20 protein-coding genes are annotated in these 25,031 nt (G+C 65.8%); 6 read left to right on the top strand and 14 right to left on the bottom strand.

The window, feature by feature from the left end:
* Window positions 1-51 precede the first annotated feature (51 nt).
* The gene (locus tag O3305_RS20430; protein WP_269574181.1) at window positions 52-1,320 is read left to right on the top strand and encodes a F390 synthetase-related protein; all 1,269 of its coding nucleotides are present in this window, start codon (window positions 52-54) and stop codon (window positions 1,318-1,320) included.
* Here O3305_RS20430 and O3305_RS20425 read toward each other — a convergent pair.
* The 8 genes from O3305_RS20425 to O3305_RS20390 form a co-directional block, all read right to left on the bottom strand.
* Window positions 1,311-2,312, bottom strand: a complete 1,002-nt coding sequence (locus tag O3305_RS20425; RefSeq protein WP_269574180.1) for a Rieske 2Fe-2S domain-containing protein — start codon at window positions 2,310-2,312, stop codon at window positions 1,311-1,313. The genes O3305_RS20430 and O3305_RS20425 overlap by 10 nt on opposite strands.
* Window positions 2,309-3,436 carry a hypothetical protein gene (locus tag O3305_RS20420; RefSeq protein ID WP_269574179.1) on the bottom strand — a complete coding sequence of 376 codons (1,128 nt, stop codon included), beginning with the start codon at window positions 3,434-3,436 and terminating at the stop codon, window positions 2,309-2,311. Before O3305_RS20420 ends, O3305_RS20425 begins: the two co-directional genes overlap by 4 nt.
* The gene (locus O3305_RS20415) at window positions 3,433-4,566 is read right to left on the bottom strand and encodes an ATP-grasp domain-containing protein (protein WP_269574178.1); all 1,134 of its coding nucleotides are present in this window, start codon (window positions 4,564-4,566) and stop codon (window positions 3,433-3,435) included. Before O3305_RS20415 ends, O3305_RS20420 begins: the two co-directional genes overlap by 4 nt.
* A complete protein-coding gene (locus O3305_RS20410) occupies window positions 4,563-5,399 on the bottom strand; it encodes an MBL fold metallo-hydrolase (RefSeq protein ID WP_269574177.1) in 837 nt (278 codons plus the stop codon). Before O3305_RS20410 ends, O3305_RS20415 begins: the two co-directional genes overlap by 4 nt.
* Window positions 5,392-6,372, bottom strand: coding sequence for an NAD-dependent epimerase/dehydratase family protein (locus O3305_RS20405; RefSeq protein ID WP_269574176.1), 981 nt, complete (start codon window positions 6,370-6,372; stop codon window positions 5,392-5,394). Before O3305_RS20405 ends, O3305_RS20410 begins: the two co-directional genes overlap by 8 nt.
* Entirely contained in the window at window positions 6,369-7,370 is a 1,002-nt protein-coding gene (locus O3305_RS20400; RefSeq protein ID WP_269574175.1) for a 3-oxoacyl-[acyl-carrier-protein] synthase III C-terminal domain-containing protein, read from the bottom strand. The genes O3305_RS20405 and O3305_RS20400 overlap by 4 nt, the downstream gene beginning before the upstream one ends.
* Window positions 7,371-7,390: 20 nt before the next feature.
* Window positions 7,391-7,951 (bottom strand): TetR/AcrR family transcriptional regulator, encoded by a 561-nt coding sequence (locus tag O3305_RS20395; protein ID WP_269574174.1) that lies wholly within the window; start codon window positions 7,949-7,951, stop codon window positions 7,391-7,393.
* Window positions 7,952-8,296: 345 nt separating this feature from the next.
* Window positions 8,297-9,190: a LysR family transcriptional regulator gene (locus tag O3305_RS20390; RefSeq protein ID WP_269574173.1), complete on the bottom strand. Its 894-nt coding sequence runs from the start codon at window positions 9,188-9,190 to the stop codon at window positions 8,297-8,299.
* A gap of 193 nt (window positions 9,191-9,383) precedes the next feature.
* Here O3305_RS20390 and O3305_RS20385 point away from each other — a divergent pair, with 193 nt between their 5' ends.
* The 5 genes from O3305_RS20385 to O3305_RS20365 all read left to right on the top strand — a co-directional run bounded on the left by O3305_RS20385 (window position 9,384) and on the right by O3305_RS20365 (window position 13,516).
* A complete protein-coding gene (locus O3305_RS20385) occupies window positions 9,384-10,241 on the top strand; it encodes an aldo/keto reductase (protein ID WP_269574172.1) in 858 nt (285 codons plus the stop codon).
* An 84-nt stretch (window positions 10,242-10,325) separates the two neighbouring features.
* Window positions 10,326-11,417, top strand: coding sequence for an alpha/beta hydrolase (locus O3305_RS20380; RefSeq protein ID WP_269574171.1), 1,092 nt, complete (start codon window positions 10,326-10,328; stop codon window positions 11,415-11,417).
* 4 nt (window positions 11,418-11,421) lie between these two features.
* Window positions 11,422-12,585 (top strand): alpha/beta hydrolase, encoded by a 1,164-nt coding sequence (locus tag O3305_RS20375; RefSeq protein WP_269574170.1) that lies wholly within the window; start codon window positions 11,422-11,424, stop codon window positions 12,583-12,585.
* Window positions 12,582-13,004 (top strand): carboxymuconolactone decarboxylase family protein, encoded by a 423-nt coding sequence (locus O3305_RS20370; protein WP_269574169.1) that lies wholly within the window; start codon window positions 12,582-12,584, stop codon window positions 13,002-13,004. Before O3305_RS20375 ends, O3305_RS20370 begins: the two co-directional genes overlap by 4 nt.
* On the top strand, window positions 13,001-13,516 hold the full coding sequence (locus O3305_RS20365) for a (R)-mandelonitrile lyase (protein WP_353739209.1): 516 nt from the start codon (window positions 13,001-13,003) through the stop codon (window positions 13,514-13,516). Before O3305_RS20370 ends, O3305_RS20365 begins: the two co-directional genes overlap by 4 nt.
* A 249-nt stretch (window positions 13,517-13,765) precedes the next feature.
* Here O3305_RS20365 and O3305_RS20360 read toward each other — a convergent pair whose 3' ends face one another.
* From O3305_RS20360 to O3305_RS20335, 6 genes are all read right to left on the bottom strand, one after another.
* Window positions 13,766-15,331: an FAD-dependent oxidoreductase gene (locus O3305_RS20360; RefSeq protein WP_269574168.1), complete on the bottom strand. Its 1,566-nt coding sequence runs from the start codon at window positions 15,329-15,331 to the stop codon at window positions 13,766-13,768.
* A 101-nt stretch (window positions 15,332-15,432) separates the two neighbouring features.
* Window positions 15,433-18,351 (bottom strand): TonB-dependent receptor, encoded by a 2,919-nt coding sequence (locus O3305_RS20355; protein WP_269574167.1) that lies wholly within the window; start codon window positions 18,349-18,351, stop codon window positions 15,433-15,435.
* Between the two features lie 57 nt (window positions 18,352-18,408).
* Window positions 18,409-19,419, bottom strand: coding sequence for a FecR family protein (locus O3305_RS20350; RefSeq protein ID WP_269574166.1), 1,011 nt, complete (start codon window positions 19,417-19,419; stop codon window positions 18,409-18,411).
* Complete coding sequence (locus O3305_RS20345) at window positions 19,416-20,153, bottom strand: RNA polymerase sigma factor (protein WP_269574165.1); 738 nt, start codon at window positions 20,151-20,153, stop codon at window positions 19,416-19,418. The genes O3305_RS20350 and O3305_RS20345 overlap by 4 nt, the downstream gene beginning before the upstream one ends.
* 28 nt (window positions 20,154-20,181) lie before the next feature.
* Complete coding sequence (locus tag O3305_RS20340) at window positions 20,182-20,376, bottom strand: hypothetical protein (RefSeq protein WP_269574164.1); 195 nt, start codon at window positions 20,374-20,376, stop codon at window positions 20,182-20,184.
* Between the two features lie 59 nt (window positions 20,377-20,435).
* Complete coding sequence (locus tag O3305_RS20335) at window positions 20,436-24,842, bottom strand: beta strand repeat-containing protein (protein WP_269574163.1); 4,407 nt, start codon at window positions 24,840-24,842, stop codon at window positions 20,436-20,438.
* Window positions 24,843-25,031 lie beyond the last annotated feature (189 nt).

Raw genomic sequence — 25,031 nt, 5'->3', positions numbered from 1 at the left:
AATCTGCGCCGTCGCAGTGGACGCGGCCATGGCGATATCTACACTGGCGCCATGCTTGCTGTGATGAGCGCCGTCTCCGCTTTCGTGCGCACGCGCCGGCTGGCCCGGCGACTGGCAACGCCTGACGACGTGCGACGCTGGCAGGCCGCGAGGCTTGCCGGCTGGATGAAGGCCGCGGTGCCGCGCGTCGATGCCTTTGCGGAGGAGCCGGTTCGCCGCCTCGAGGAACTGCCGGTGATGGACAAGGCGATCCTGACCGCCGATTTCGCCGCCTATAACCGCCCCCGCATCACGGCGGACGAAATCCGCTCGGCCCTCGATGCGGGCGCGGATCGGGTGCGGGGCCATCCGATCGGGCAAAGCACCGGGACGAGCGGGAATCGCGGCTATTACGTCATCAGCGAAGCCGAACGCTTCGTCTGGCTGGGAACGATTCTCGCCAAGGCGCTTCCCGATGTGCTGTGGCGGCGGCACCGTGTCGCGCTTGCCCTGCCCGGCTTCTCGACGCTCTATCGCTCGGCCGAACGGGGGCGGCGGATCAGCCTGCGCTTCTTCGACCTGGCGCTGGGGGTCGATGGCTGGGCCGACCAGCTCGCCGCCTTCGCGCCCGACTCGATCGTGGCGCCGCCCAAGGTGCTGCGGCGGCTGGCGGAGAGCGGCCGGCTGACCGCGCACAACCTGTTCAGCGGCGCGGAAGTGCTCGATCCGCTGGACCGCGCGGTGATCGAGGCTGCGACCGGCGCCAGGGTGCGTGAGATCTACATGGCGACCGAAGGGCTGTTCGGCGTTGCCTGCCCGCACGGCACGCTGCACCTTGCCGAGGATGCGGTGCGGTTCGAGTGGCAGCCATCGGGGGACAGCGGACTAGTGACGCCGCTGATCACCGATTTCACGCGGCGGACCCAGATCATGGCGCGATACCGGATGAACGACCTGCTGGTCCTTTCCGACGAACGCTGCGCCTGCGGCTCGCCGCTACAGGCCGTTGCGCGGATCGAAGGGCGGCAGGATGACGTGTTCGAGCTGCAGGATGCCGGCGGGCAGTGGCGCATGATCACGCCCGACGTGCTGCGCAACGCCGTTGTCGATGCCGATCGGGCGATCACCGACTTCCGCATCGTCCAGACCGCGGAGGACCGGATCAGCGTCGCGCTTGACCCCATACTCCCGCCGGAGAGCGACGCGCGAGTGTCCGCCTCGCTGGCGGGCTTGTTCGATCGTGCCGGCGTGGTGCGGCCAGAGATCGCGATCACCCGCGGGCTGACAGTGGATTTCGACCGCAAGCTGCGCCGCGTCCGGCGGGAGTGGCGTCAGAGGTAGAGTATCGCCTCGTGCTGCTCGACCGCCTGCGGCCTGCCATTGGCCAGCCGCCACACCGTCGGCCCGATCAGATCGGCCGGGCCGATCGCGAAATCGACCGCGCCCCAGTCCTTCAGCGCCTCGACCTGGTCGGCCAGCACTCGCTGGTCCTGGCGCAGCAGCGGCAGGTTGAACGCCTTGAGCACCCAGCGCTTGAGCCAGTTGGGCGCGATGCCCCGGCGGGTGGAGAACAGCGCATAGGGGCGCACCAGATCCGTGTCCTCCGGCACGAAGATCGCGGTCAGCGAGACACTCAGGCCGCGGTCGGTGCGGAATTCGAGCTGGCCGATCGTCGGCGGGAAATAGCGCCCGATCGACACCGTCCTCTTGCCCTCCAGCAGGCGCGGCATGATGCCCTCGGCACGGGCGTTCTCGTGATAGACGGCTTGCGCGCCATCGGGCCCGAGCGACACCTCCACCCGCATCGCCCGGCGCTTGCCGGTACCGCGCAGGAACCAGGGATGGACATAATGCGGGTGCGAGGCGTCGAGCATGTTCTCGATCCCGTCGAGCAACCGCATCCGGCTGGGCGCGACCAGCCAGCGAAAATGGTCGAGCGCCGGATCGTCGAGCAGCGCAGGCAGGCGAGGGAATGGCGGCGGGGTCTCGGCCAGGCAGGTCCAGACCAGCCCGGCGCGGATCTCGACCGGCAGGACCCGAGCCGAGACCGCCGGCACCTCGTCGGAGCCGGGGACCTCGACGCAGCGGCCATCCGCGCCGAAGCGCCAGCCATGATAGGGGCAGGCGATCGTGCCGCCCAGCACGCAGCCGTCGGAAAGCTTGAGCGCGCGGTGCGGGCAGCGATCGAGCATGACGACGGGCTTGCCCGCGCTCAGGAACAGCACGACCGGCGTGCCCATCAGCCGCCGCGCCACCGGCTTGCTGCCGAGCGCGTCCAATGCCGCCAACGGATGCCAGCCCTGCGCAATCGCCACCGGCCATGCGTCGCTCATAGCCCTCGCCTCCTCATCAACGGAACTGCCAGCCGATCGAGCGCGGCCTGCATCAACCCCAGCACGGCGCGCCGCCGCCAGGGCAGATGGCCGGCGGCGACCGCAGTATATTCGATCACCCCGGTGGCACCGCGGTTGCGCTTGAACTGCGCGGCACCGGCCGAGCCGTTGAGCCGAATGCCCTTCTCGTGCGCCATCGAGGTGAACAGGAGCGTGGCAATGCGGTACAGGCCTTCTCGCCGCGGCCGGGCGGTGTCGTAGCCGACGATCGGCGGGGTCAGGACATCGCCCCGCACCAGGGCGCCCGTCACCGCCAGCAGCGTGCCCTGCGCGTCGCGTGCCCCACAATACCGCAGGATGCCCTCCCGCCAGGTCATCAGGATCCAATCCGGCGAGAAGATCGGGTTCAGCGGCGAATATTTGCCGACATAGAGCAGATGGTAGAGCTCGGCGATCCGCGCCGCGTCGGCTTCGGTCATCACCGCGAACTCGTCGATCACCAGCCCGCTGCGGCGAAGCAGGCGGAAGTCGTGCCCGGTATTCCGCCGCGCGCGCCACTGCGTTTCGAGGTCGCCGGTCACCCAGATCTGGCGACTGGCGAGCAACCGCCAGCCGTCACTCCGCGCCGCGTCGAGCAGGGCCGGCGAGGACCAGCCGTCCACCGAGCGGACCGCGATGGCATGGGTCGGAAAACGCTCGGCCAGGAAGGCGCGGATCGCCGGGAGATCGTCGCCCTGCCAGTCGCCGTGCAGGTTGGTCGACAGCATCCAGTTGTCGATATGGAGGACGCGATTGACCTGCCCCCAGCGCAACAGCCGATCGGCGGCAGCGATCATCGCGCGCAGCAGCGGTCGCAGCCACCCGGTATCGACGATGTCGAGCTCGGCCCGCGCGTAGAGGATATAGGCGCTGTGCGGCAGGCAGACATAGCTGCCTCCCACCCCGCCTTCATTGATCGTCACCGGATAGACGCGCTCGCCCGCGCGAAGCGCCATCCAGCGCGTGGCGACGTTGGGGATCATCGCGCCCACGCCCGCCCGCGCGATGCCCTCGATATAGGCACGCGAATCGCAGCCGGCCGGCCACGCGCCCGGCGGCGGGTCGAGCGGATCGAACAGGATCATGCGATCGGCTCACCATTCCATTCGATGTCGGCCGTGGTCGCACCCGCCGCACTCCCGCGCGACAGCAGAGCCTGCCTGGCGAAACGCGCGGCATCGAGCATCGCACCGATAACCGGGCGGCGATCGCCCGGCCGCCCCACCGCATCGTGGCCGAGCCTGACGTCGCGCGCCAACTGGCCAAGCCGCCCGCCCCCGATCGCAGCCGGCAGCCCCAGCAAGGCCATCGCCGGACCGAGATAGCGCAAGCCCTTAACAGGCTGCGCCTCGCCCCGGCCGAGCATCGCATCCGCGAGTTCCGGCCGCGCATCGAACAGATGCACTCCGCTAACCGCACGCGGATTGCACTCGATCGGCACCGCCACGCCCTCCGGCGTGAGGATCAGGTCGAGCGAGAGGTGCCCGCTCAGCTCGTTTGCCGCAGCCAGCGTGCGCGCGACTTCGATCGCCGCCGGGCAATCGACGGCCTCAAACGCATAGGACGCCGCCTTGCCGTGCCGCCAGACCGGGCGATACACGACCGCGGTAACCAACCGCCCCGCCCGGGCGAAGGACCAGAGGCACAGTTCCTCGCCCGCGACGAAACGCTGCGCCGCCCAGGCCCGGTCGGCGGACGGATCGATCGCCGCCAGTTGCGCGCGCGAAGGCCGGACCAGAGTCTCGGTCGCGAAGCGGGAGAAATCGGGCTTCAGCACCAGTTCTCCGAACGCTACCGGCAAATCCTCGAGTTCGGCACAAGCCTCGATCCGCCAGGTTTCGGGCACCCCTATGCCCAGTCCCCGAGCATGCGCGACGAAAGCCAGCTTCGAATGCAGCGTACGGAGCGTCCCAAGCGGCGGCGCCAGCACGCGATCGCCGAGACCCGCCGCCGCAACGTAGAACACTTCCTCGCAGGTCGGGATGATCGCCACCGGGTCGAGCCTCGCCACCAGGTCGCGCAGCGCGCTGGCGAACCCCGCGAAATCGCCGCGCGGCGACGGAAACAGGTGCGTCGCGGCCACCGCCCGCGACAAGCTCGCCGCCCAGCCAGCGATCGAGTCGGCCAGGTGAACTTCATGCCCCGCTGCTGCGAAGGACCGCGCCAGATCGACCGCGACCGGCGCGCGCGCACCGGTGATGAGGATCTTGCTCACGCCTCGGCTTCGGCGGCGCGTTCGGGGCAATGCGCCGGGGTTAGCCGGATCGCCGGGTTGCGCTGCCAGAGCGCATGCAGCTTTGCCAGGGTCTGCTCGACGCGCCCGGCATTGCCCAGCAGGCTGCTGGTCAGCCGTGGCGGCGGCATGTTGCGGCGGATCGCGTCGCTCGACCAGGCGGCATCGGCGACCAGGAAATGCTCGCCGTGCAGGCTGTCGGCAACGACCATGCCCCAATGGCCCGGGCAGTGGCCGGGGAGCTCGGCCGCGAGCAGGCTGCCGTCGCCCAATATGTCGGCCCCTTCGGCAAAGGGCTGCAACGCGCCGGGCAGGGCAACGCGCGGCGCATCCTCGAAGAAGCGCGCACGCACCGCGATATCGGCGGGGAGCAACGCCGGCAGCACGCCGCCGAGCAGCGCCTTCACCCGCCCGCTCGAACATGCCGCGTCGAGCCCAGCACGCGCGCAGTGGATCGCGGCATTCGGAAAGGCATGGGTGCCCGCGATATGATCGGCGTGGAAATGCGACAGGACCAGATGGCGAACATCGCCCGGATCGAAGCCGAAGCGCCGCAACTGGCTCGCGACGTCCGCGCCCGGCGGCAGCGTGGCCGGGGTCAGCCAGCGATAGAAGCGTTCGGGAAAGGGCCGGGTCGCGGCGAAGAATGCCGGATCATAGCCGGTATCGAACAGGATCGGCCCCTCATGGGGGTGCACGATCAGGATCGAGAGCGCGGGGAAGATCGCCGGGCGCAGGCTGCCGTCGCGGATCGTTGCGCGCTGCGGGTGGACGCAATGCCCGGCGCGGATCAGCCTGACCTCGACCTCACGCATGGATCGCCTCCGGCAGGGCATGGGCGATCATCGCCTCGATCCCGTGGCGCGGCACCCAATCGAGCAGATCGCGCGCGCGATCGAGCTGCATCGTCTGCGAGAAGCCGAAGGTCATGACGCTGTAACGCGTCACCGGCGGTTCCGGCCTGCCGGGCAGCAGCGCGGCAACGCGTTCCATCGCGCCGGCCATTGTCATCGCAAGCCCGGTCGGCACCGTCACCAGGCGCGGTGCGCTTCCGGTCCGCGCGAACAGCTGGCCCAGCAGTTCGCGCACCGGCCGCGGATCGCCGCCCGATATGTTGATCGCCTGCCCGCCCGCCGTCTCCAATCGGCGGTCGGCGGCGACAAAGGCGGCTGCGGCATCGCGCACATCGGTCGGCTCGATCAGTGCCCCGCCCCCGCCCGGCAGCGGAAACCGCCCGCGACGCCCGGCGCGCAGGATTCGCGGCAGCAGGACAGTGTCATGCGGCCCCACGATCGCGCGCGGGCGGATCGCGAGGCTGCGGAAGCCCGGCGCGTCGGCAGCCAGGACCAGTCGTTCGGCGGCATATTTGGTCGCGGCATAGTCATTGGCGAAGCGCGGCCCGACCGGGCTGTCCTCGGTCAGGCCGATCCGGTCGCGCGGTTCGGCGTAGATGGAGGGCGTGGAAGCGTAGACCAGCCCCTCGCACCCCGCCGCGCGCGCGGCATCGGCCAGCCGCCGGGTCGCAGTGATGTTGATCGCCTCGAAAGCCGCACGCGACCCCCAGGGAGACGAGAGCGCGGCAAGGTGGAACACCACATCCACGCCGCCGAGCAGCGGCGCCAACGGATCGGTGACCAGATCGGCCGGCAGGAATTCCGTTCCGAGCTGGGCACCGATCGCCCGGTCGCGGCCGGTCGCGCGCACCTGATATCCGGCCGCGCGCAACTGGCCGACCAGTTCGCGTCCCAGTCCGCCGGTCGCTCCGGTCACCAGCGCATGCCGGGTCACCAGCGGATCACCGCGCCGCCCAGCGATACGCCAGCCGATGTTCCGATCAGCAGGCTGTGGCTACCGGGCGCGAGTTGACCTCGCTCACGCGCGACATGGAGCGCATGCGGCATGCCCGCCGCAATCTGGTTGCCATGGTCCCGGAAGATGTCGACCGTCCTGGCATGGCCATCCGGCACCGAGCGCTTGAGATGCTCGATCGCCGCCGCGCTTGCCTGGTGCGGCACGATCGTATCGAGCCCTTCGGCCGCCACACCGCCTTCGGCGAACAGGTCGCGCAGGAAACGCGGGAAGCGCTTGGCGGTCGCGGCGAACAATGCGGGACCGTCCATCCGGAACTTCGATACCGCCAGGAAGGCATCGAGATCCTCGGTCGGGCGCATGCGGGTGCCGCCCGATTCAAGCCGGCACAATTCCGACCCGTCGCCGAAGGTCGCGAGCCGGCAGGCAAGCAGGCGGCTGGGGCCGTCGGCTTCGATCGCCACGGCGGCCGCGCCGTCGCCGAAGATCACCGATGACTCGGGCGAACCGAAATCGAGTGCGGCGGAAGCGATGTCGACCGAAACGATCAGGCCCCGGCGCCATTTGCCGATCGCCATTCCCATCAACAGCGTGTCGAGCGCGACGAGGAACGAGAGGCAGGTCGCATTGACGTCGAATGCGGCGATGCCGCTCGCGCCGATGCCGAGCCGGCGCTGGATGAGCGGGGCGTTGCCCGGGATCGGCTGCTCCATCACGCCGCATGCAGAGATCACCACATCGAGATCGGCGGCATCCCAGTTCGCCGCCGCCAGCGCCGCCGCACCCGCCGCGGCGCCAAGCGACGAACTGGTTTCGTCGCCCCGCGCCCAATAGCGGGTGGCGATCGCGAAATTCGCTTCGGTCCAGCCGGGATCCCGGCCGAGCCGGGCATCGATCTCCACCGAAGGAACGGCGGTCCTCGGCAGCGCGACACCGCTGCCAGCGAAGCGAAAACCGAGGCCCCGAGTCGCATTCATGCGAATATATTGAACAGTGTCTATTTACTTGTAAAGGGGGCGCAACGAATTGCCTCGAGCACGCGGGCATGGACGGTGTCGAGCGGATCGGTTTCGCCGAGCAGCGCGAAGGTGCCGTTAAGCGTGAAGAAGCAATGGCCGTGCACCGTTGCCAGCAGCGATCGCGTCAGGGCGTCCGCTTCGTCCCGGCGCTTGGCCGGCAGCGCGGCGGCGATCTCGTCGCGCACGATCCCGGTAAGCGAACGGATATGGTCGCGATAATATTCGGGTGCCTCGACATCGTCGGGCAGGCGGTGATCGTATAGCGCCGTCCAGGCATGGCGGTGCAGGATGGCGAACTCGAAATAGGCCTCCACCAGCACCCGCAGCCGGTTACCGGTCGCAGCAGCCAGGCGCGCCTCGACATGCGCCTGCCACTGCGCCAGCGTGCGCGCATTGATCGCCACGATCAGCATGTCGTGGCTGCCGAACACATTGTAGACCGTCCCGATCGAGTAGCCGATCCGCTTCGCCACCTCGCGCGCGGAGAACCGCGCAAAGCCGACTTCTGAAATCTGACGATGCCCCTCGTGGACTATCATGGTCCGGAGCTCGTCCCGGGTATGATCGGACCGGCGTGCCACGGGGCCAACCTGCCCCTGAACTTTACACTGTTCAATAGATTTGCGCGCAGGAGCAGATCCGGCGACCGCCCAGCCTGTCGCTGCACTGCCCTCGGCTGGCGCGGCGCCCTCCCTTCGGCCTCGTGCCAGAAGAGACCGTGAAGATCGGGCGATCGCCCTTCATTCTCTATCCCAGCCTCAAGCGCCTGTTTGAACGATCGCCACGATGAGCGCGGCGATCGAGGTTCTCACCGGTGCCGGCGAGACGGGAGGCTGTGAACTACCGTCGATGCCGTCCAGGGATGGGCCGGTGCCGGGAACCATTCAATCGCGATGCCACAAGGCGTTCAACAAGAGGCTGAACGCAGGCGAAGGTTGCCGCCGGCTGGGATAATAGAGGTAATAGCCGTCGAACGGCTCACACCAATCCTCCAGGACGCGGAGAAGCCTCCCCTCCGCGACATGGCTGGTCACGTGATCTTCAAGGAGGAAGGCAATCCCGTGGCCGGCGAGCGCGGCGGTCATGATGAGGTCAACATCGTTGAACACGAACTGACCTTCGACCTTGACCCTGAGTTCCTTGCCGTCCCGCTCGAACTCCCACACGTACAGGGCCCGGGACCCAGGCAGGCGTAGGTTGATGCAGCTGTGGGCGGCAAGGTCATAGGGTGTCCCTGGTATTCCGCGCTCAGCGAAATAGGACGGCGCGCCAAACGCGGCCATGCGCAGCTTCGGGCTGATCGGGACCGCGATCATGTCCTGCTCGAGCCTTTCGCCAAGCCGGACGCCGGCGTCGAACCGCTCGGCGACGATGTCGACGAGCCCGCCTTCGATACTCACCTCCACATTGATGTCGGGATTCTCGGTGGTCAGCCTATCGATGACCGGCCACAACACCGCCCGCGCGGCATGGGATCCCGCCGTGATGCGCACCGTGCCTGCCGGACGATCGCGAAGCTCGGTCAGGGCGGCGAGCTTGTCGTCGATATCGTCCAGCGCGGGGCGAAGCGTCTCGATCAGCCGCTCGCCTGCCTCGGTCGGCGCGACGCTGCGCGTCGTTCGGGTGAGCAGACGCAGCCCCAGGCTCGCCTCCAGGCGTCGCATAGAATGGCTGAGTGCCGACTGCGAGATGCCGAGCTTGGCGGCTGCCTTGGTGAAACTGCGGTCTTCCGCGACGGCCAGGAACATCGCCAGGCTGCCCAGTTCTTCACGCCGCATGTCTCGTCGCCCGTACGTCAGGTTTCATGACACCGAGTCATAGACCCAAGCGATTTGCCCTGTCTAATCCGTAGAACCGGTTCGGGTTACATAGCTCCCATCGCGACAAGCATCCGCCGCCGTCGAGCGCAGTACGGGCGCTATGCCGCTCCCATGGGCAATTGGTCCGTCGCTGACCGATTGAGGAGAAGACATGACCAGCACTCCCCCGAACGTGACGCTGAACAATGGCGTCGAGATGCCTATCCTGGGTTTTGGCGTCTTCCAGGTGCCCGATCCCGTCGAATGCGAGCGCAGCGTGCGCGATGCGATCGATGTCGGCTATCGGCTGCTCGATACCGCGACGTCCTACGGGAACGAGGAAGCCGTTGGCGCAGCGATCAGAAACCACGGCATCGACCGCCAGGCGTTGTTCGTCACGACCAAACTATGGATCGAGGACGCGAGCTATGAGGGCGCCAAGGCGGCATTGGAACGCTCCCTCAATAAGCTGCAGCTCGATTATCTCGACCTCTGGCTGATCCACCAGCCCTATGGCGACGTCTATGGCGCCTGGCGCGCGATGGAGGAGATGCACAAGGCTGGACGCGTCCGGGCAATCGGCGTCAGCAACTTCTATCCCGACCGGCTGCTCGACTTCGTGCTTCACAACGAAATCACGCCCGCGGTGAACCAGATCGAGATCCATCCCTTTCACCAGCAGGCCGATGCGCAGGCGCTGCTCCGCGAATATGGGGTTCAGCCAGAGGCCTGGGGACCGTTCGCGGAAGGCAAGAACGGCCTTTTCAGCAACGAGGTTCTCCAGGCGATCGGCGATAAGCACGGCAAGAGCATCGCGCAGGTAGTGCTGCACTGGCTGATCCAGCGCGGCATCGTCGCGATCCCCAAATCGGTACGCAAGGAGCGCATGGCCGAGAACTTCGCGATCTTCGACTTCGCGCTCGATGCCGAGGACATCGCCCGCATCGGTGCGCTCGACCAGAAGGCGAGCAGCTTCTTCGACCACCGCGATCCCGCGATGGTGAAGTGGCTCGGCACGCGCAAGCTCTGAGTCCGCTTAGCTCCATCGCTCCGATCCTCGGGGCGTGACACGCACATCGCCACGAACCGCCCGCCAACTCGAAGGGAATTGCTCGTGAACTTCTGGAAAGGGTCCCTCGCCATCCTGCTTCTGGAGTGCGGCACCAACGCGCCGGCCGGTGCAAGCCCAGCCGCGAATGGCCCGGCCGAGCCGTTGGTCATCCAGCAGCAGGGCAGCTTTGCAGTCGGCGGGACGGTATCGCAGGCGCCCGGGACCTTCGTGAACAACGCCCCGACCACCCAGGGCCAAAGCTTCCATGGCGATCACCTCTACGCCTTCTACCAGGTCCCGGTGCGGCGGCGTGCCTTGCCGATCGTCATGTTGCACGGCGCCTATGTATCGGGCCGAAGCTGGGAGACGACGCCCGACGGCCGGGAGGGTTTCCAGACGATCTTCCTGCGCCGACGCTTCCCCGTCTATCTGGTCGACCAACCTCGGCGCGGTCGCGCCGGCGCCAGTATGGTCGCAACGGCCATCGAGCCGACGCCTAACGATCAGCTCTTTTTCGATCAGTTCCGTTTCGGTGCTTGGCCGAACTACTTCGACGGCGTGCAGGCCGCGCGCGGCCCCGAAGCAATGGATCAGTTCTTCCGATCGCTGACGCCAAACACTGGCCCATATGATGCTCAAGTGATTGCGAGGGCCATGGCGGCACTCTTCGACAGGACAGGCCCAGCAATATTGTTCTCGCATTCGCAGGGCGGCGAGCCAGGCTGGCTAACGGCGATCAAGAGCGCGAACGTCAAGGCTGTCGTTGCAATCGAGCCGGGAAGCGGGTTCGTCTTCCCGAAATCGGAACTGCCGCCCGAAATGCCCAGTGTGGCCGGCACGCTCAAGCCGCAGGCCGTCTCAGCTGAAGATTTCGCGAAGCTCACGCGCATCCCGATCGTGATCTATTACGGGGACAATATCCCGACCTCGCCGACCGCTGAGCGCGGGCGTGACAACTGGCGCGTCCGTCTCGCGATGGCGAAGCTCTGGGTCGCAGCGATCAACCGGCACGGCGGCGATGCGCGGGTAGTACACCTCCCGGAGATCGGCATTCGCGGCAACACGCACTTCATGATGTCGGACCTGAACAATGTTCAGATCGCGGACCAGATCTCGCGATTCCTGGCCGAGAAGAAGCTGGATCGAGAGGACTGAGACCATGGCCAACCCAACAATCGATCAGAGCAGGCGCAGATTCCTTGAGGTGTCCGCGCTCGTCCTCGCCTCAGCCTCGACAGGAGTGCCCTTCATGCACGACGCATCCGCTGAACCCGCGGCCCAGCCACTCGACTACCGCGATAACCCCTTTTCCCTCGTCTATGCCGGCGCGCTGACCGGGAACGAACCCGGCAAGGTCAACATCCACCCCGTCAAATATGAGCACCTCGGACGGGAGATCGCCGCAAACGTCTACACGCCGGCGGGCTACGATCCGCGCCGTACCTATGCCGCGATCGTCGTCGCGCATCCGAATGGCGGCGTGAAGGAGCAGGTCGCGGGTCTCTATGCGCAGCGCCTCGCCGAGCAAGGCTGTGTCACGATCACGATGGATGCCGCCTTCCAGGGCGCGAGCAGCGGCGCGCCACGCAACACCGACAAGCCGCAATATCGCACCGAGGACATCCATGGCGCGGCCGATTTCATCACCCGCTACCCTGGCGTCGATGCCGAGCGGATCGGCCTGCTCGGGATCTGCGGCGGCGGTGGCTACTCGCTGGCGGCGGCCAAGGTCGACAAGCGCTTCAAGTCCGTCGCGACGATCAGCATGTTCAATTCTGGGCGCGTGCGCCGCAATGGCTTCCAGGACTCGCAACTGGCCACAATCCAGCAGCGACTGCGCCAGGCGTCGAACGCGCGCGCCCGGGAAGCGGCGGGCGGCAAGTCTCAATATATCGGCGGAGGTGCGCCACTGACCGATGCCCAGATCGCGGCACTTCCTTTCGAGATGTACCGCGAGGGTGCGGTCTATTACGAGCGGACCCATGGGCATCCCAATTCGGGCGCCTATCCGAATTCCGGCGGCACCTATACGGTTAGCAGCCTGATGGACCTGATGCGGTGGGATGCCACTGACCAGATCGAGCTCATCAACCAACCATTGCTGATGATCGCCGGCAGCAGGGCCGACAGCGCCTATATGACCGACGACGCCTTCGCAAAGGCAACCGGCACCGCCTCAAAGGAGCTGTTTCTGATCGAGGGTGCCACGCACATCGAGACATATTGGGTCCCGCGATATGTCGATGCCGCCATGGGCAAGCTCACGCCTTTCTTCGACACCAGTCTTGCAAGCGATGTGGACTCCCAGGGGCGCCAGGCATGAAGTTCAGCACCACAATCAGGCTCGCGACAGCGGGCGCGAGCCTTCTTCTGACCGGGACACTATCGGCGATGGCGCACGCGCAAACCAGCGGCGAGGCGGCCGACAAGCAGCCGTCTCGCGCCCAGCAGTTGATGGGTGACATTGCCCCCAAGCTGGCCGAACTGACGGATAACGTTCTCCTCGGCGACGTGTGGGAGCGCCCCGGTCTCGCGAAACGGGATCGCAGCCTTATCACGGTTGCCGCGCTCATCGCGCTCAACCGCCCCGACCAGTTGCGCTCGCACATGCAGCTCGCGCGTCGGAACGGAGTCACGGAGACTGAAATGGTGGAGGCGATCACACAACTCGCCTTCTATGCGGGCTGGCCCAACGCGATCACCGCCGTCGGCATCGCGCGTGAAGTTTTCAACGCAAAATGAGGTGGGCGACATGCACATTCATCGCCCTCGGGCTGACCTCGCTCTCGGCATTGGCAATGGCCGGAACGAATGATCCGAACCAGGAAAGCCTCTCGGTCATCCGGGCGGGTTCTAGTCCTTCAAGCGAGGGATCGCCCGATAACTTCACCGGCAGGGTTCGGGTTCAGGGACGCTTCCAGCGGGAGTCTCCCGCGCGCGTCGGCGGAGCGACCGTCATGTTCGAACCGAGCGCACGGACTGCCTGGCACACCCACCCACTAGGGCAGACGCTGATCGTCCTCCAAGGACATGGTTTCGTACAGGAATGGCAGCATTCCGCGCGAGCTATCGGCCCCGGAGACGTGATCTGGATTCCGCCGGGGACAAAGCACTGGCACGGCGCCTCGGCGGCCGAGCCCATGACTCACGTTGCCATCGCCGAAACCAGGAGCAATCGCTCGGTCACTTGGATGGAAAAGGTCAGTGACACTCAATATGCCGACGCCGTGAGTCTGGGCAACGGAACACCATGAGTTTCCAGCAACGGCGCCTTTGCAATTGACGGACGACCATCGCAATCGCTCGCCGGCACACGGCCCCCCAGGTCCGGAAGTCTATGTTCCGACTATAGTCGCCAGTAAACCGCTTCCGGCGCCTTCAGATGTCAAAGTCCGCAATGACCGCCGCCTGCTGGTTGAAGGCCGCCGAAAGCCACCGATGATCCCGCAGATTGGGACATCCCACCAGCATCAAAGCCAGATGGGCGGAACCATGCCTGCAGACTATTGGGCGAGCTCAAGGGTCTGCCCCTCCTTTATCAGTTGCCCGCGAAGTTTCGCGTAATCGATGTCCTGCACCGGCAACCGGTCGTCGATCGCGATCGAGGCAGCGACCGATGCCGACTGGCCCAGGATCATGAAGACCGGCTCCATCCGGATCGATCCATAAGCGATATGCGACGCCGATAGTGCCACAGGTACGAGCAGATTCGTGACCTCGCTCCTGCGCGGGACGATCGCGTCATAGCTTATCGGATAGGCTCGGCCGGGGCTCACCTCGATATTGCCTTCGTTGCGGACGAAGCCGTGCATATCGACGATCCGCTGCACATTGTGCGAGTCCATGTTGTAGGAGCCCATCCCAATCGGTCGCGGAGTCGGGCGGGTACCTCGCAGGTGGGGCTCCGCCATCACGAAGTCGGACACCATGCGGCGCGCCTCGCGCACGTACATTTCCCGGGGCCAGTGGCCATTGCGCGCGAACTCGTCCTTGCAGAGGCCCCATTTCGACATCTCCGCACGCGTCTCCGCCGGTACTCCGGGATCATTCGCCATGAACCAGAGCAGCCCCTGCTGATAGACCCTGTGCTCGCGCGCGATCTCGCGTCGCTCGGCGTCACTGCCCTCGGGATAGCGATAGTTCATGCCGATATTGTCGAAGGAGAAGGCGCCGAAGTTGTTCGTGTCGGTCTTGCCATTCGGGATCCGGTCGAACTTGCGGAAGAAGTCGCGGTAACCCGCATCCATATAGCGCTTGAGGAGCGCATACTGGCCGGCGTCATAGCCCTGGGGCCTGGAAAAGGGCACCCGATTGGCCGGCACGTCGGTGAGGCACATCCGGTAGGTGTAAGCCTGGATCCTGGCGTCGGCTGTCCCGTCAGGCGCCGGGCTCTCAGCGCTGATCCGCGGCAGCAACCCGCTCGAGCGATCACCGGCAAGCCGGTAGGGGTCTATGTCGATCGTGAACTGGTGGTTGGTCGTGTTCTTCAACTGCACGCCATTCAGCGTCTCGCCATAGGTCGCATTGGCTTCCCGGCCGACCGCGAACCGGACACCGGCACCTGCCATCAGGTCTCCTTCATAGGTGGCGTCGATGAAGACCTTGCCTTCGAACCTCTGCCCCGTCCTCGAACGGAAAGCGACGATTCGCCGGTTCGCGACCTGGACTCCCAGCCTGGAGCGATCGAGCGGCTGGTTGCGGACGATCGTCACTCCCGTCGCACGCGCCCAATCCTCGTAGATTCGCTCGCCGACCCTGGGTTCGAACTGCCACATCGCCTCTCCATCGACGAAATTCTCGGCGCGAACCGGCCTGGGCGCGTGCACCCACATCTTTGGGTCGTCATAATAGCGCTTCACCTTGCGATAGAATTCGAGTGACAGGCCGCCGATCGCGCGATGATTGCCGGTATCCGACCATCCCAGACCATTGGTGGACATGCCCCCGAGATAGTCTTCGCGACATACCAGCAGGACGGATCGCCCCAGGCGCCGCGCTTCGATGGCGGCGATCACACCTCCCGAAGTGCAGCCATAGATGACTATGTCAGCGCGATTTGGCGCAGCCATCGCATTCGGTACGCCCGTACCCAAGGTGACAGGGACGATACAGGCGACTGCCAAGGCGCGGCAGAGCGTGCGCTCGATCATGTTTTCCCTTTCGTCTCTGCTCAGAAGCTCGCGGCCAGGCCGAAGAAGATGCGGCGGTCCTCACGCGCGGAGAAGGTCAGCCGATCGGGCTCGCCCAGATATTGGGAGTCGATTTCCTTGGTAAGATTGATCCCCTCGAGCGTCAGACGCAGGTTGGGAGTAAGATTGACCTGCACCGAGGCATCCAGCTGCCCGCGCCCGTTGACATAGTTGTTGCCGCCACTCGCCGCGCCGCCGACGCTGTTCAGATACTCGCTGCGATAGGTATAGGCCGCCCGCACCGAGAAGGTCTTGTCCTCGAAATAGCCGATCAGCGTGAAGCTGTCGCGGGAGAGCCCCGGAAGCGGCAGGCGCGCGCCGGTAATCGCGTCCCGGAGCGGTGTGCGGCTGTCGACATAGGTATAGTTGGCTTGGACACCGAGACCGTTGAAGGGCGCGGGCAGGAAGCGCAGGGCCTGTTGATAGGCGAGTTCGAACCCCTTGATGCTGCCATCTTCGCCATTCTGGGGCTGCGAGATATCGAACAGCCCGAAACGCTCCGAGAAGCCGGGCACGAACTCGCGGCTGACCGTGTTGACCGTGAAAGAATCGACCTTCTTGTAGAAAACCGCGCCGGTCAGCGAACTCGCCTGCGCAAAGTACCATTCCAGCGTCGCATCGGCCTGCATGGCCTCGAACGGCCGCAGGCCCGGATTGCCGCGTGATCCGGTCATCGAGACGGTATTGGGAACGAAGCTGGCGCTGACCTGATTGAGGCTGGGTCGCGATACTACCTTGGCGGCGGCTAGCCTCAGGGTAAGATCCTTGTTGAAGTTGACCGCCAGATTGGCGCTCGGCAGCCAGTAGCCGAAATCCGATTTGATGACGTTAGTCTGGGTCGCCGACAGATAGCCCAGCGTGGAGCGTGCAGTCTCGATGTATCGGACGCCGGCGTTGCCGGTATAGTCGATAGCGCCCAGCGCACCCTCGAAATTCGCCTTCACATAGGCGCCGAGCGTCTCCTGCGTCACATCCTTGATCGAGGTCGGCCCCACCGTGATGCTGGTGTCATAGGGATTGGGGGCCGCCAGCCCCAGCCCTTCACGGGCGGCCTGCTTGTCGAGCTCGCCACCGAGCAGATCGCGCGGGAAGTTTCCGGCGACGCCCGGAAAGAACCCGCCATAGTCTTTGCCATAGCTCAGGCCCGGAAGCTCATCGACAGTCAGGATGCCGTCGCCGTTGCGATCCCCCCTGCTCAACAGGCTCGCGGCCACGGGCAGGTTTTGCGGGTCGGCCGCGAGCAGTTCGACGCGCTCGTAGCGCATGCCCGTCTCGACCGAGGCAAGGATGCCCCACTCCGTCTTGTACTTCCAGTCGAGACGCGCGTCATAGCCCCTGTTGTCGGTGACGGCGTCATAGTCGAAGATCGACAGCAGCTGATACTGCGCGGGATCGTTCGGGTTGAAGTTGGCCGATATCGACAGGTCCGGCACGGCATTGCCGCCGCGAAAGTCATAGCTGGCATTCGCCACGTTCCCGGCGCGCGGAACCACAACATAGGCGAAGGACGCGCCCGGACCACCATCGCTGCCCTTGCCGCGGCTGTAGGACATGTCGAGGGTGACGCGTGCCCGATCATTTTCCCATTTCACCGATCCGCCGAGTAGCGTCGATTTCAGGTCGGTCGGTTCGTCATAGATCAGCGGGCGGACGGTCACGCCGGTGAAGGTGCCCGCAACCACGGTGCCCTTTTCGTTCACCGTGGCGGCCGTGTCATTATTGTTGAACAGCACCTGGTAGTTGACGCTGTTCCGCCGACGCTTGAGGTGATTGTAGGTGGCGTCGAGGATGACTTCCAGTTCGTCCGTCGGCCGCCACTGCGCGGTGCCATTGAGCGTCAGCCTTTTCTCGGTGCGGTCGAATACGCGCGCCATGAAACGGTTCGGCCGAAAGAGCCCGGGATCGTCGATGCCGTCGCCATTGCCGTCGATGGCGCCGGTCTGGGTCCATCCGCCACTGTCGAAGGTGTAACCCAGTGTCTTGGTGTCTGAATAAGCGACGCTGGCAAGCAGGCCGAACCGGTCACCGAGCCTGGTGGAGACCAGAGCCGACCCGCGATAGCCGACATGGTCGGCCTGGTCGGCATAGGCGCCCTGAAGTCTTCCCGCGACGACAAGATCGGCTAGTTCCAGTGGCCGCTTCGTCCGCAGGTTGACTGTCGCGCCGAGGGCACCCTCCGGCATATCCGCGGTCGGCGATTTCACGACGACGATCGAGGAGAGGATTTCGGGGCTGATCGTCTCCAGCGCCGCGTTGCCGCCATTGCCCGGACCGATGAAATTGCGGCCGTTGATTTCCAGCCGGTTCTGCGAAATGCCGCGGATCGTGAAGGTGGAGCCATCGCCTTCGCGCCGGCTGATCTGCACGCCAGTGACGCGGCTCAGCGATTCTGCGACATTCTGGTCGGGTAGCTTGCCGATGTCCTGCGCGGTGATAACGTCGACGATGCTGTCGGCACGGCGCTTCACATTGATCGACTGCTGCAGCGACCCACGAATTCCGGTTACAACGATTGCCTGTTCGGGTGCATCCGGCGATGCCTCGACCTGGGAGCTCTCCCCGGAAGGCGAACTAGCGCCTGCGGCCTGTCCGTTTCCCACGCGCACGATTGCGATCGCGCCAGCCTCGCCATTCCGGCTGCCGAACCCCGTGCCGCGCAGCAACGCAGCCAGAGCATCTTCGGAAGAGGCAGCACCTCGAAATCCGGCGCTGTTCAAGCCGGCGACGTCCTCGACACGGTAGATCACCGGCCTGCCCGATTGTCGTGCGAATGCGTCCAGAGCAGCCTTCAGGGTGCCTGGCCGGATGTCGAAGTTTCGCTGTTGCGCCTGAGCCGGCGCCGCAATCGCGAACATGCAGGTGCTGGCGGCAAGCGCCGCAGCGAGGCTGGTGGACCTCATCCTCTTCCCCTTTTGTGCGGGTGCTCCATAGCCGCCCGTCTCCAGGGATTAGGACAATCAACGATCGGCCGGCTGTAATGCAGTTTTCTGAATTTTGATTTCCACGTCCGTTTCCGCGATTTCGAGCCCATAGGCATCGCGGAGCAACCGTGCGAACGCGCGCGGCTCCGACGCCGGGAAAGTGCCGCCGATACGGATGTTCGCGGCGGCCGGATCGGCGATGACGATCTTCTTGCGATTATAGCGGTTGAACTCGAGGGCAATGTCGCCAAGCCGTTCGTGATCGAAGCCCAGCATGCCTTCGCGCCAGGCCAGAGCCTGATCCAGGCGTTCCGGTGATGCTGCAGTCACCAGCGTTGCCGCACCATCGCTGAGCGCAACGCCGCCGGCGGTAACTATCGCCGAGCGAGCCGCGCTGGCATGTTCCGCAGTATCGACGCGCACACGCCCCTCGCGCACCCAGACCACCACCTTGCCACCAACCCGCCGGACTGAAAATTTGGTACCCAGCACGGTGATTTCACGGGACCCGGCGTGCACCACGAACGGCAGCCCATCACGGTGCGCCACTTCGAAAAATGCCTCGCCCTTATCCAGCCACACCGCACGGCCGCCGCCGCCCACCGCGGTCCTGACCCGGGTATCGGTATTCAGTTCGACGCGGCTGCCATCGGCGAGCCCGACCAGTCGGTGGCCGCCCACATCCGTCGTGAAGGTAGCGGCAGCTACGCTGCCGGTTTCGGCGTTTCTCCGATGTCCGTCATGAACGACCACGCCTATGATCGCGACCAGCGAGGCCGCGAGGCCAATCAAGCCGCTCAAGACCCGGGGCTTTATCCGAAAAGCATGTCCACGCTTAGCCGCCACCGCAGGACTGCCATCTCGAAGTGCAGCAATGCGATCGGCCTGTCTCCAGCTGTGCTCGAGGCGCCAATAGGCCGCCTTGTTCAGGTCGGATTCCTCGAGCCACGCATCCAGTGCCGCCTGGTCTGTATCGGACCAACCCTGCTGCTCGCGCGCGAGAATCCAGCGGGCGGCGCGGTCTCTGGCTGAACCGGCGTCGCTCACGACTCGCCCCTCTTTGCCCGTTGCGCCGGATATCTGCGCCTGACGATCTTGCCCGCGCCCCCAAGCATGTGGTCGGCCAGCGCTTTCATCCCCATCGCAAGCTGGTGATTGACCGCATCCTTTCCGATCCCGAGCCGTTGCGACGTTTCCGCGACGTCGAGCCCTTCGACCTTGCGCAGCAGCACGATTTCCCTAACGCGCGGCGACAGTTTCTCAATGCCTGCCTGCACTCTGCGCAGTGCGTCACGCGCATGCAACTGACGCTCTGCTTCGAATATGTCGATCTCCGGCGCAATGGTCTCGAGGTCTGCCACAAGCTCGAACGAAACGATGCGGGCGCGCTTTGCGCGGTTGATCAGGTGATTGCGCGCGACGGTGAACAGAAACCCCGCCGTATTGTGTGGAATAGCATTCCGGGCGCCGGTGATTGCAAGCTCGTAGACGTCATGCATCAGATCGGTCGCATCGTCCGTGCTAGGCCAGTTTCTTTTTATGAAGCGCAGCAGCGCCCCTTCAAGGGGAAGCACCTCCTCACAGAACCAGGTTCGGACCGCCTTATCCCTGTCCAATTGCTCAATCCGATCGTTGCCACGGATCGCGGCAGCTCTGCTGACCTCAGACAATCCTGGCGAGCGGAACTGTAACTCAAAAAACGTATGCCGATGACATTCGGGCAAATCGGACACGCGGACATGCTGCAGGCCGCCGCAGATGAAGTGCGGCAGGAACGTCATGAATTCCGACCGCACCGTCTCTTACGATTTAACCATCACTCAAGGGCGCCTCGACGGCCTCCGGGCGATCCGCGAAGAGGTCAGCAATTTCGATGGCAATACAGGGACGCAATGCGGCCTCGACAACGGCGTTTACGCGGCGCTCCTGCCGCTTTGCGGCGATACTCCTGCGAACGCCAGGCGTGAACAGGGTGATGAGAACGGCATCGTTGCAGAACCGCAATTCCTTGGCACAGATTGCCGCCGCAGTCGCCGCAGCGGCGGCAATCGATCCAATGGCAATCAGAATCCGTACCGGATACCGACGCGCCCGCCGCCTCCGCGACGGCCAGACCCAAAAGCTCCTTCCGCCTGGATAAATCCGCTGAGCGGCCCAGCGCCGCGAATGCTGGCTCCGATCGACGTCCGAAGCTGATCAGGCAGTGCTGGTCCGGTGATCGCGTCGCTGGCAGCGCTACTGAACAGCGTCGCGGCACTCTTACCAGCGAACTCGTGCACATAGTGCACACCGCCATAGAAGGTCGCCGACGTCGAGCCGAGATGGGCCGCGCCCCCCAGCCGCGCGCCAAAGGTGCCGCGCACGCTGTTCAAACTGTCGAGCGACACCGTCTGGCCTAGTGCGGTGATGTCGTCGAGGCTGGTGTGCGACCAGGACAGCCGGGCCGAGGGCTCGACAAAGAAGACCCCCTTACCGAAGCGGGCACCCACCTCCGCCTGGGCGCCGACGCTACGTCCGGAGACGTCGTCGCTATAGCCCAGCGACCGATCGACGACTTTGAGCGAATGGAAGGCCACGCTCACCGATCCATTGGCGAAGAACCGGCCGCTCGACAGACGCCCATAGCCGCCAAGGTCGAAGCTGTCGGCAGTGGCATGGGCCGCGCTGCCCGAGAAATTGACCTTCGAGTTGATATAGCCGCCGGCAATGCCGAAGCCCGGCCGCCCGGCATTGCCGCCGCCAAAGTCGTAGCCGATCCGGGCTTCCACCTCGTCCTGCCGGTATCCGACTGCTGTATCGCTGCCGTTGATAGAGCGGGTCTGGCGGATACGCTCGGAGCCGCCGCCGAAAATGCCCCAGAGCGCGCCGGGCTGGGCCGTGCCCCCATCCCGGACGCCGGCGAGATGCGTCGCGACGGTGTCGGTGCCACGGTTCCATGCATTGGCCAGCGCCTCGTTCAGCCTGGCCAGGCGGTAGACCGGCGTGCCCGCTGCATTGCGCAACAGGAACTTCCCGCTCGCGGCGTCGAAGCCGAGATCGTAATGGACCAGGCCAATGTCGCTGACTGCCAGGGTGAAGGCATTGGCCGAGGAACCCGCGCCGGCCTGGATCAGCGCGATGGGTGCCTGACCGGTCAGGACGGCGTTGGCATTGCCAACATCTGCGAGGAGCACGGCGGTGGAGCCGGTCGCAGCGCCTCCGATGACGAGCCGATCGGCCGTGCCGTTGCCGACATCGAGTGCAACGCGGGCACCGTTCGAGCCGACATAGTCCTTCGGGAGGGTGAACGTGTCCCCGGCATGGCCGTTCGACAGATCGATCGTGCCGCCGGCATTCTCGAACCGCTCGAGCCCGAGCAAGGTCACGCTTGCGGCAGGCGCACCCGCTGCGCCGATGCGGACGGTGCCCTGATTGACGAAGCGGTCATTGCCGGTACCGAAATCACTGTCCGCGGTAGCGAGGAACAGGCCGGTGTTGGTCAGCAGATCATCGCCGTCGCCGAGCAGCAGGCGACCCTTGATCGTGCCACTGTTGGCGATCGTCGCGGTGCCCGCGTCGATGCGCAACGCATAGCCGCTGCCGCCTTCGAGCAGCCCGGCATTGGTCAGCGTGAAACGGTGCATCGGATCTGCGGCCGCCCGCAGGCCCTGCTCCTCGCCCTCGCCCGGCTCGGCGGGCGGCACATAGGTCTGCGCGCTGACGACGACGCCGTTGACGCCCGAAACGCTACCGCCGGCGGCGATCGTCAGGGATATGTTGTTGCCGGTGGCAGTGATCGCGTCCCCCTGCGACCTGGTCGCGCCACGGACGGTGATCCCGACATCGCCGCTAGCCATCGCGTCGATCGCGGTGCCGGTCGTGCTGACCGCGGCACTGGAGACTGTCAGGTTCCCGCCGATCGCGCTCGCGGCGATGCCAATGCTGCCGGCGCCGGTGAGCGTGATGCGGTCGACCTGGATCGAGGTGTCACCGTCATAGCTGGTGACCACGGCACCGATATTGCCGTCGCCCGAGCCGGTGATCGTGCCGGCCTTCAGCACCGCGTCTCCGCCGGCGGCGAGGATATCGACTGCCCGTGAGTCTGCTCCCGCGACGATGACGGTCTGGACGGTGACCGACGAATTCAGACCGCCCGCGCGGATCGCATCGGTAGCGTTGCCGCGCGTCTCTACGTTGCCCGCCTCGACACTGACATTCGCATAGGGCGACAGGGCGAAGATGCCGGTGGCACCGACGCCGGTGGTCTTGAGGCTGTCGACGATGACGCGGACATCGTCATAGACGCTGGCAGCATAGACGCCGCGGGCATCGGTGCCCGTGGTGGTGATGGTGCCGGCATCGATAGTGATCGCGCCCGCGCCCACCGCATAGACGGCATCCGAGCGGTTGCCCGTCGTGGCGATCGATTCCGCCTTGATCGAGATGCTGCGATCGACGTCGGAATAGATGTCCATCGGGATCGCGCGGGCGATGATCCCCTCGGAATCGTCGCCGGTGGTCTTCACCGTACCGGCTTCGATCGTGGTCCAGCCGTCCATGGCGGCGGTGACGATGGCCGGCGCGTGAATCCCGGCGGTGCTGACCGCGTCGGCCTTGATCGCGATGTTGCCGAAATTGGCCTGGGCGTCGATGCCCGCGCCACCGCGCCCGGACGTCTCGACGCTGCCTGCATCAATGAAGATCGTGCCGCTATAGGTGCTGGCGAGGATCCCCTCCGCCCAGGTTGAGTGCCGGCCGCCGCCGAGATCGCCCGAGGTGATGACCTTGTCGACATTGACCCGGACGTTACCGAGCGAGCCGCTCGCCGAGATGCCGCGCGCACCGCCGCCGGTGGCGATCACCGTGGTGGCATTGATGACCACCGCGTCCCCGCCGTTGAGCGCGATGCCCGATGCCGCAATCCCCTCGCTGTGTTCGCCCGCCGTGGTGATCGTGCCGGTTACGTCGATGCTCGCCATCCCGCCGCCCGAAAGCGCCAGGGCACCGACCGCATAGTCGCCGCGCGTTTCCACCGATCCCACCGTGATATGGGCGGTCTCGCCCTCGGCGAAGCTGTAGGCGCCGATGCCGGTACCCTTACCGCCGAGGGTGGATACGGTTCCCGCCTGGACGTCCACCGAGCCGGCCACGCTGTATGCGACGATGCCCTGGCTGCCATAGCCGCTCACCTGCACCGAATGGGCATCGACCGAGACGTCGCCGATCGACAGTGCCCCGATGCCGATTGAATAGTCGCGGCGCGTCTTCACGTCGCCGGTCTTCACCGTGACCGAGCCCTCGCTGTAGTTGATCGCGTACACGCCGTGCGAATTCTCGCCGCTGGTCGCGATGTTGCCGGTGGTGACCGTGATGTCGCCCCCGAAGCTCACCGCGTGCACGCCCTGCGACCCCGTGCCCAGCGTCGTCACGTTGCCGGTCTGCACCGAGACATCGCCATTGCCGCCGGCATAGATGCCGAACGAGGCCGGGCCGCGGGTATCGACGGACCCGACATCGACGTGGACCGCGCCGCTTTCGGAATAGTTGAGCGCGACGATGCCGTCCGAAAAGGCGCCCGACGTCGAGACCGAGCCTGCGCTGACGCTGATCGTCGGCGTGACCTCGTCGTCGCTGTAAACCAGGTTGCTGCGCGCGAAGATGCCGGTGGCATAGTCGCCATTGGTGCGCACACCGCCCGAGATAGCGACATCGACCGCGGTGCCGATCGCGGTCACCGCCGTCGCATCGGCCTCCGTGCCGTAGCCGCCGCCCGAAGTGCCGACCGATTCCGCATGCACGGTGGTAGTGCCCGACGCATAGGCGACGATGCCACGTGCCGAGCCGCCCCAGGCATAGGCCGCGCCGGTCTCGATCGTGGTGTTGCCGTGGCTGGTCGCCGCATAGATCGCATCGGCGCCGAGACCGTAAGTGGAGACCACTCCGGTGTGGATCGCGATGTCGCCATCGGGCGAGTTCGCCCGGACGCCGAACGCCGCCTCGCCCGAGGTGCTGACCTGGTCGGCGGTGATGCTGATGCTGCCACCATTACCGGCATCGGCGATGATACCCTCGGCGCGATAGCCGCTGGTGGTGACCGTGCCGGCTTCCACGGTCACGTCGCCCGCGGCCGTGACCGCACGCACGCCGGTGCTGCGCCAGCCCGCGGTCTGCACGGTCGAGCCCGCGGCGGACACCGTGATCGCACCGCCGCCGGTGGATACGCTGATGCCGGCGGTCTCGTCATCCACGGTCGAGATCACGGTCTCCGGCGGCACGACGACAGTGAGATCCTGGGGCGGCAGCGCAGTGAGATCGTAGCGGACGCCGGTCGGATGCGCGTCGTCGGCGGGCGCACACTGAACGGTACCAGCGACCACCGGGCCGCATTGCTGGTCCGCCTGGGCAAGCGCCGGGCTGCTGGCGAGCAGCGCGGCGAGGGCGCCGGCGCTGGCTCCCCAGAGAATGCGCTTCGACGGAGAGGATTTCGGCATGCGAGCCTGCGGAGCGGCGGCACGAACCATAAGGGGCATCGGGATCTCCAGCATGGACGCCGGGGCGTCAGGTTACGATCCTGTGACGCCGTGTCGCCGAACGAGCCTTGCGCCCGGCAACCTTCGAAAAGCCAAAAATTACGGAATGCAAAAAAATGTCGCGCAAGGGCGATTTGGCGCAAGGTTACA

The sequence above is a fragment of the Sphingomonas sp. NIBR02145 genome, from assembly GCF_027359115.1.
Taxonomy (GTDB): domain Bacteria; phylum Pseudomonadota; class Alphaproteobacteria; order Sphingomonadales; family Sphingomonadaceae; genus Sphingomonas; species Sphingomonas kyeonggiensis_A.
Note: the sequence above shows the minus strand (reverse complement) of the source record. Positions and strands in the feature narration are given on the sequence as shown.

Coding starts and splice junctions, on each gene's coding strand:
- O3305_RS20430 (WP_269574181.1), top strand. CDS start 52: ATGCTTGCTGTGATGAGCGCCGTCTCCGCTTTCGTGCGCACGCGCCGG.
- O3305_RS20355 (WP_269574167.1), bottom strand. CDS start 18,351: ATGAGGTCCACCAGCCTCGCTGCGGCGCTTGCCGCCAGCACCTGCATG.
- O3305_RS20360 (WP_269574168.1), bottom strand. CDS start 15,331: ATGGCTGCGCCAAATCGCGCTGACATAGTCATCTATGGCTGCACTTCG.
- O3305_RS20385 (WP_269574172.1), top strand. CDS start 9,384: ATGACCAGCACTCCCCCGAACGTGACGCTGAACAATGGCGTCGAGATG.
- O3305_RS20395 (WP_269574174.1), bottom strand. CDS start 7,951: ATGATAGTCCACGAGGGGCATCGTCAGATTTCAGAAGTCGGCTTTGCG.
- O3305_RS20345 (WP_269574165.1), bottom strand. CDS start 20,153: ATGACGTTCCTGCCGCACTTCATCTGCGGCGGCCTGCAGCATGTCCGC.
- O3305_RS20410 (WP_269574177.1), bottom strand. CDS start 5,399: ATGCGTGAGGTCGAGGTCAGGCTGATCCGCGCCGGGCATTGCGTCCAC.
- O3305_RS20400 (WP_269574175.1), bottom strand. CDS start 7,370: ATGAATGCGACTCGGGGCCTCGGTTTTCGCTTCGCTGGCAGCGGTGTC.
- O3305_RS20390 (WP_269574173.1), bottom strand. CDS start 9,190: ATGCGGCGTGAAGAACTGGGCAGCCTGGCGATGTTCCTGGCCGTCGCG.
- O3305_RS20375 (WP_269574170.1), top strand. CDS start 11,422: ATGGCCAACCCAACAATCGATCAGAGCAGGCGCAGATTCCTTGAGGTG.
- O3305_RS20420 (WP_269574179.1), bottom strand. CDS start 3,436: ATGATCCTGTTCGATCCGCTCGACCCGCCGCCGGGCGCGTGGCCGGCC.
- O3305_RS20365 (WP_353739209.1), top strand. CDS start 13,001: ATGAGGTGGGCGACATGCACATTCATCGCCCTCGGGCTGACCTCGCTC.
- O3305_RS20425 (WP_269574180.1), bottom strand. CDS start 2,312: ATGAGCGACGCATGGCCGGTGGCGATTGCGCAGGGCTGGCATCCGTTG.
- O3305_RS20370 (WP_269574169.1), top strand. CDS start 12,582: ATGAAGTTCAGCACCACAATCAGGCTCGCGACAGCGGGCGCGAGCCTT.
- O3305_RS20335 (WP_269574163.1), bottom strand. CDS start 24,842: ATGCCGAAATCCTCTCCGTCGAAGCGCATTCTCTGGGGAGCCAGCGCC.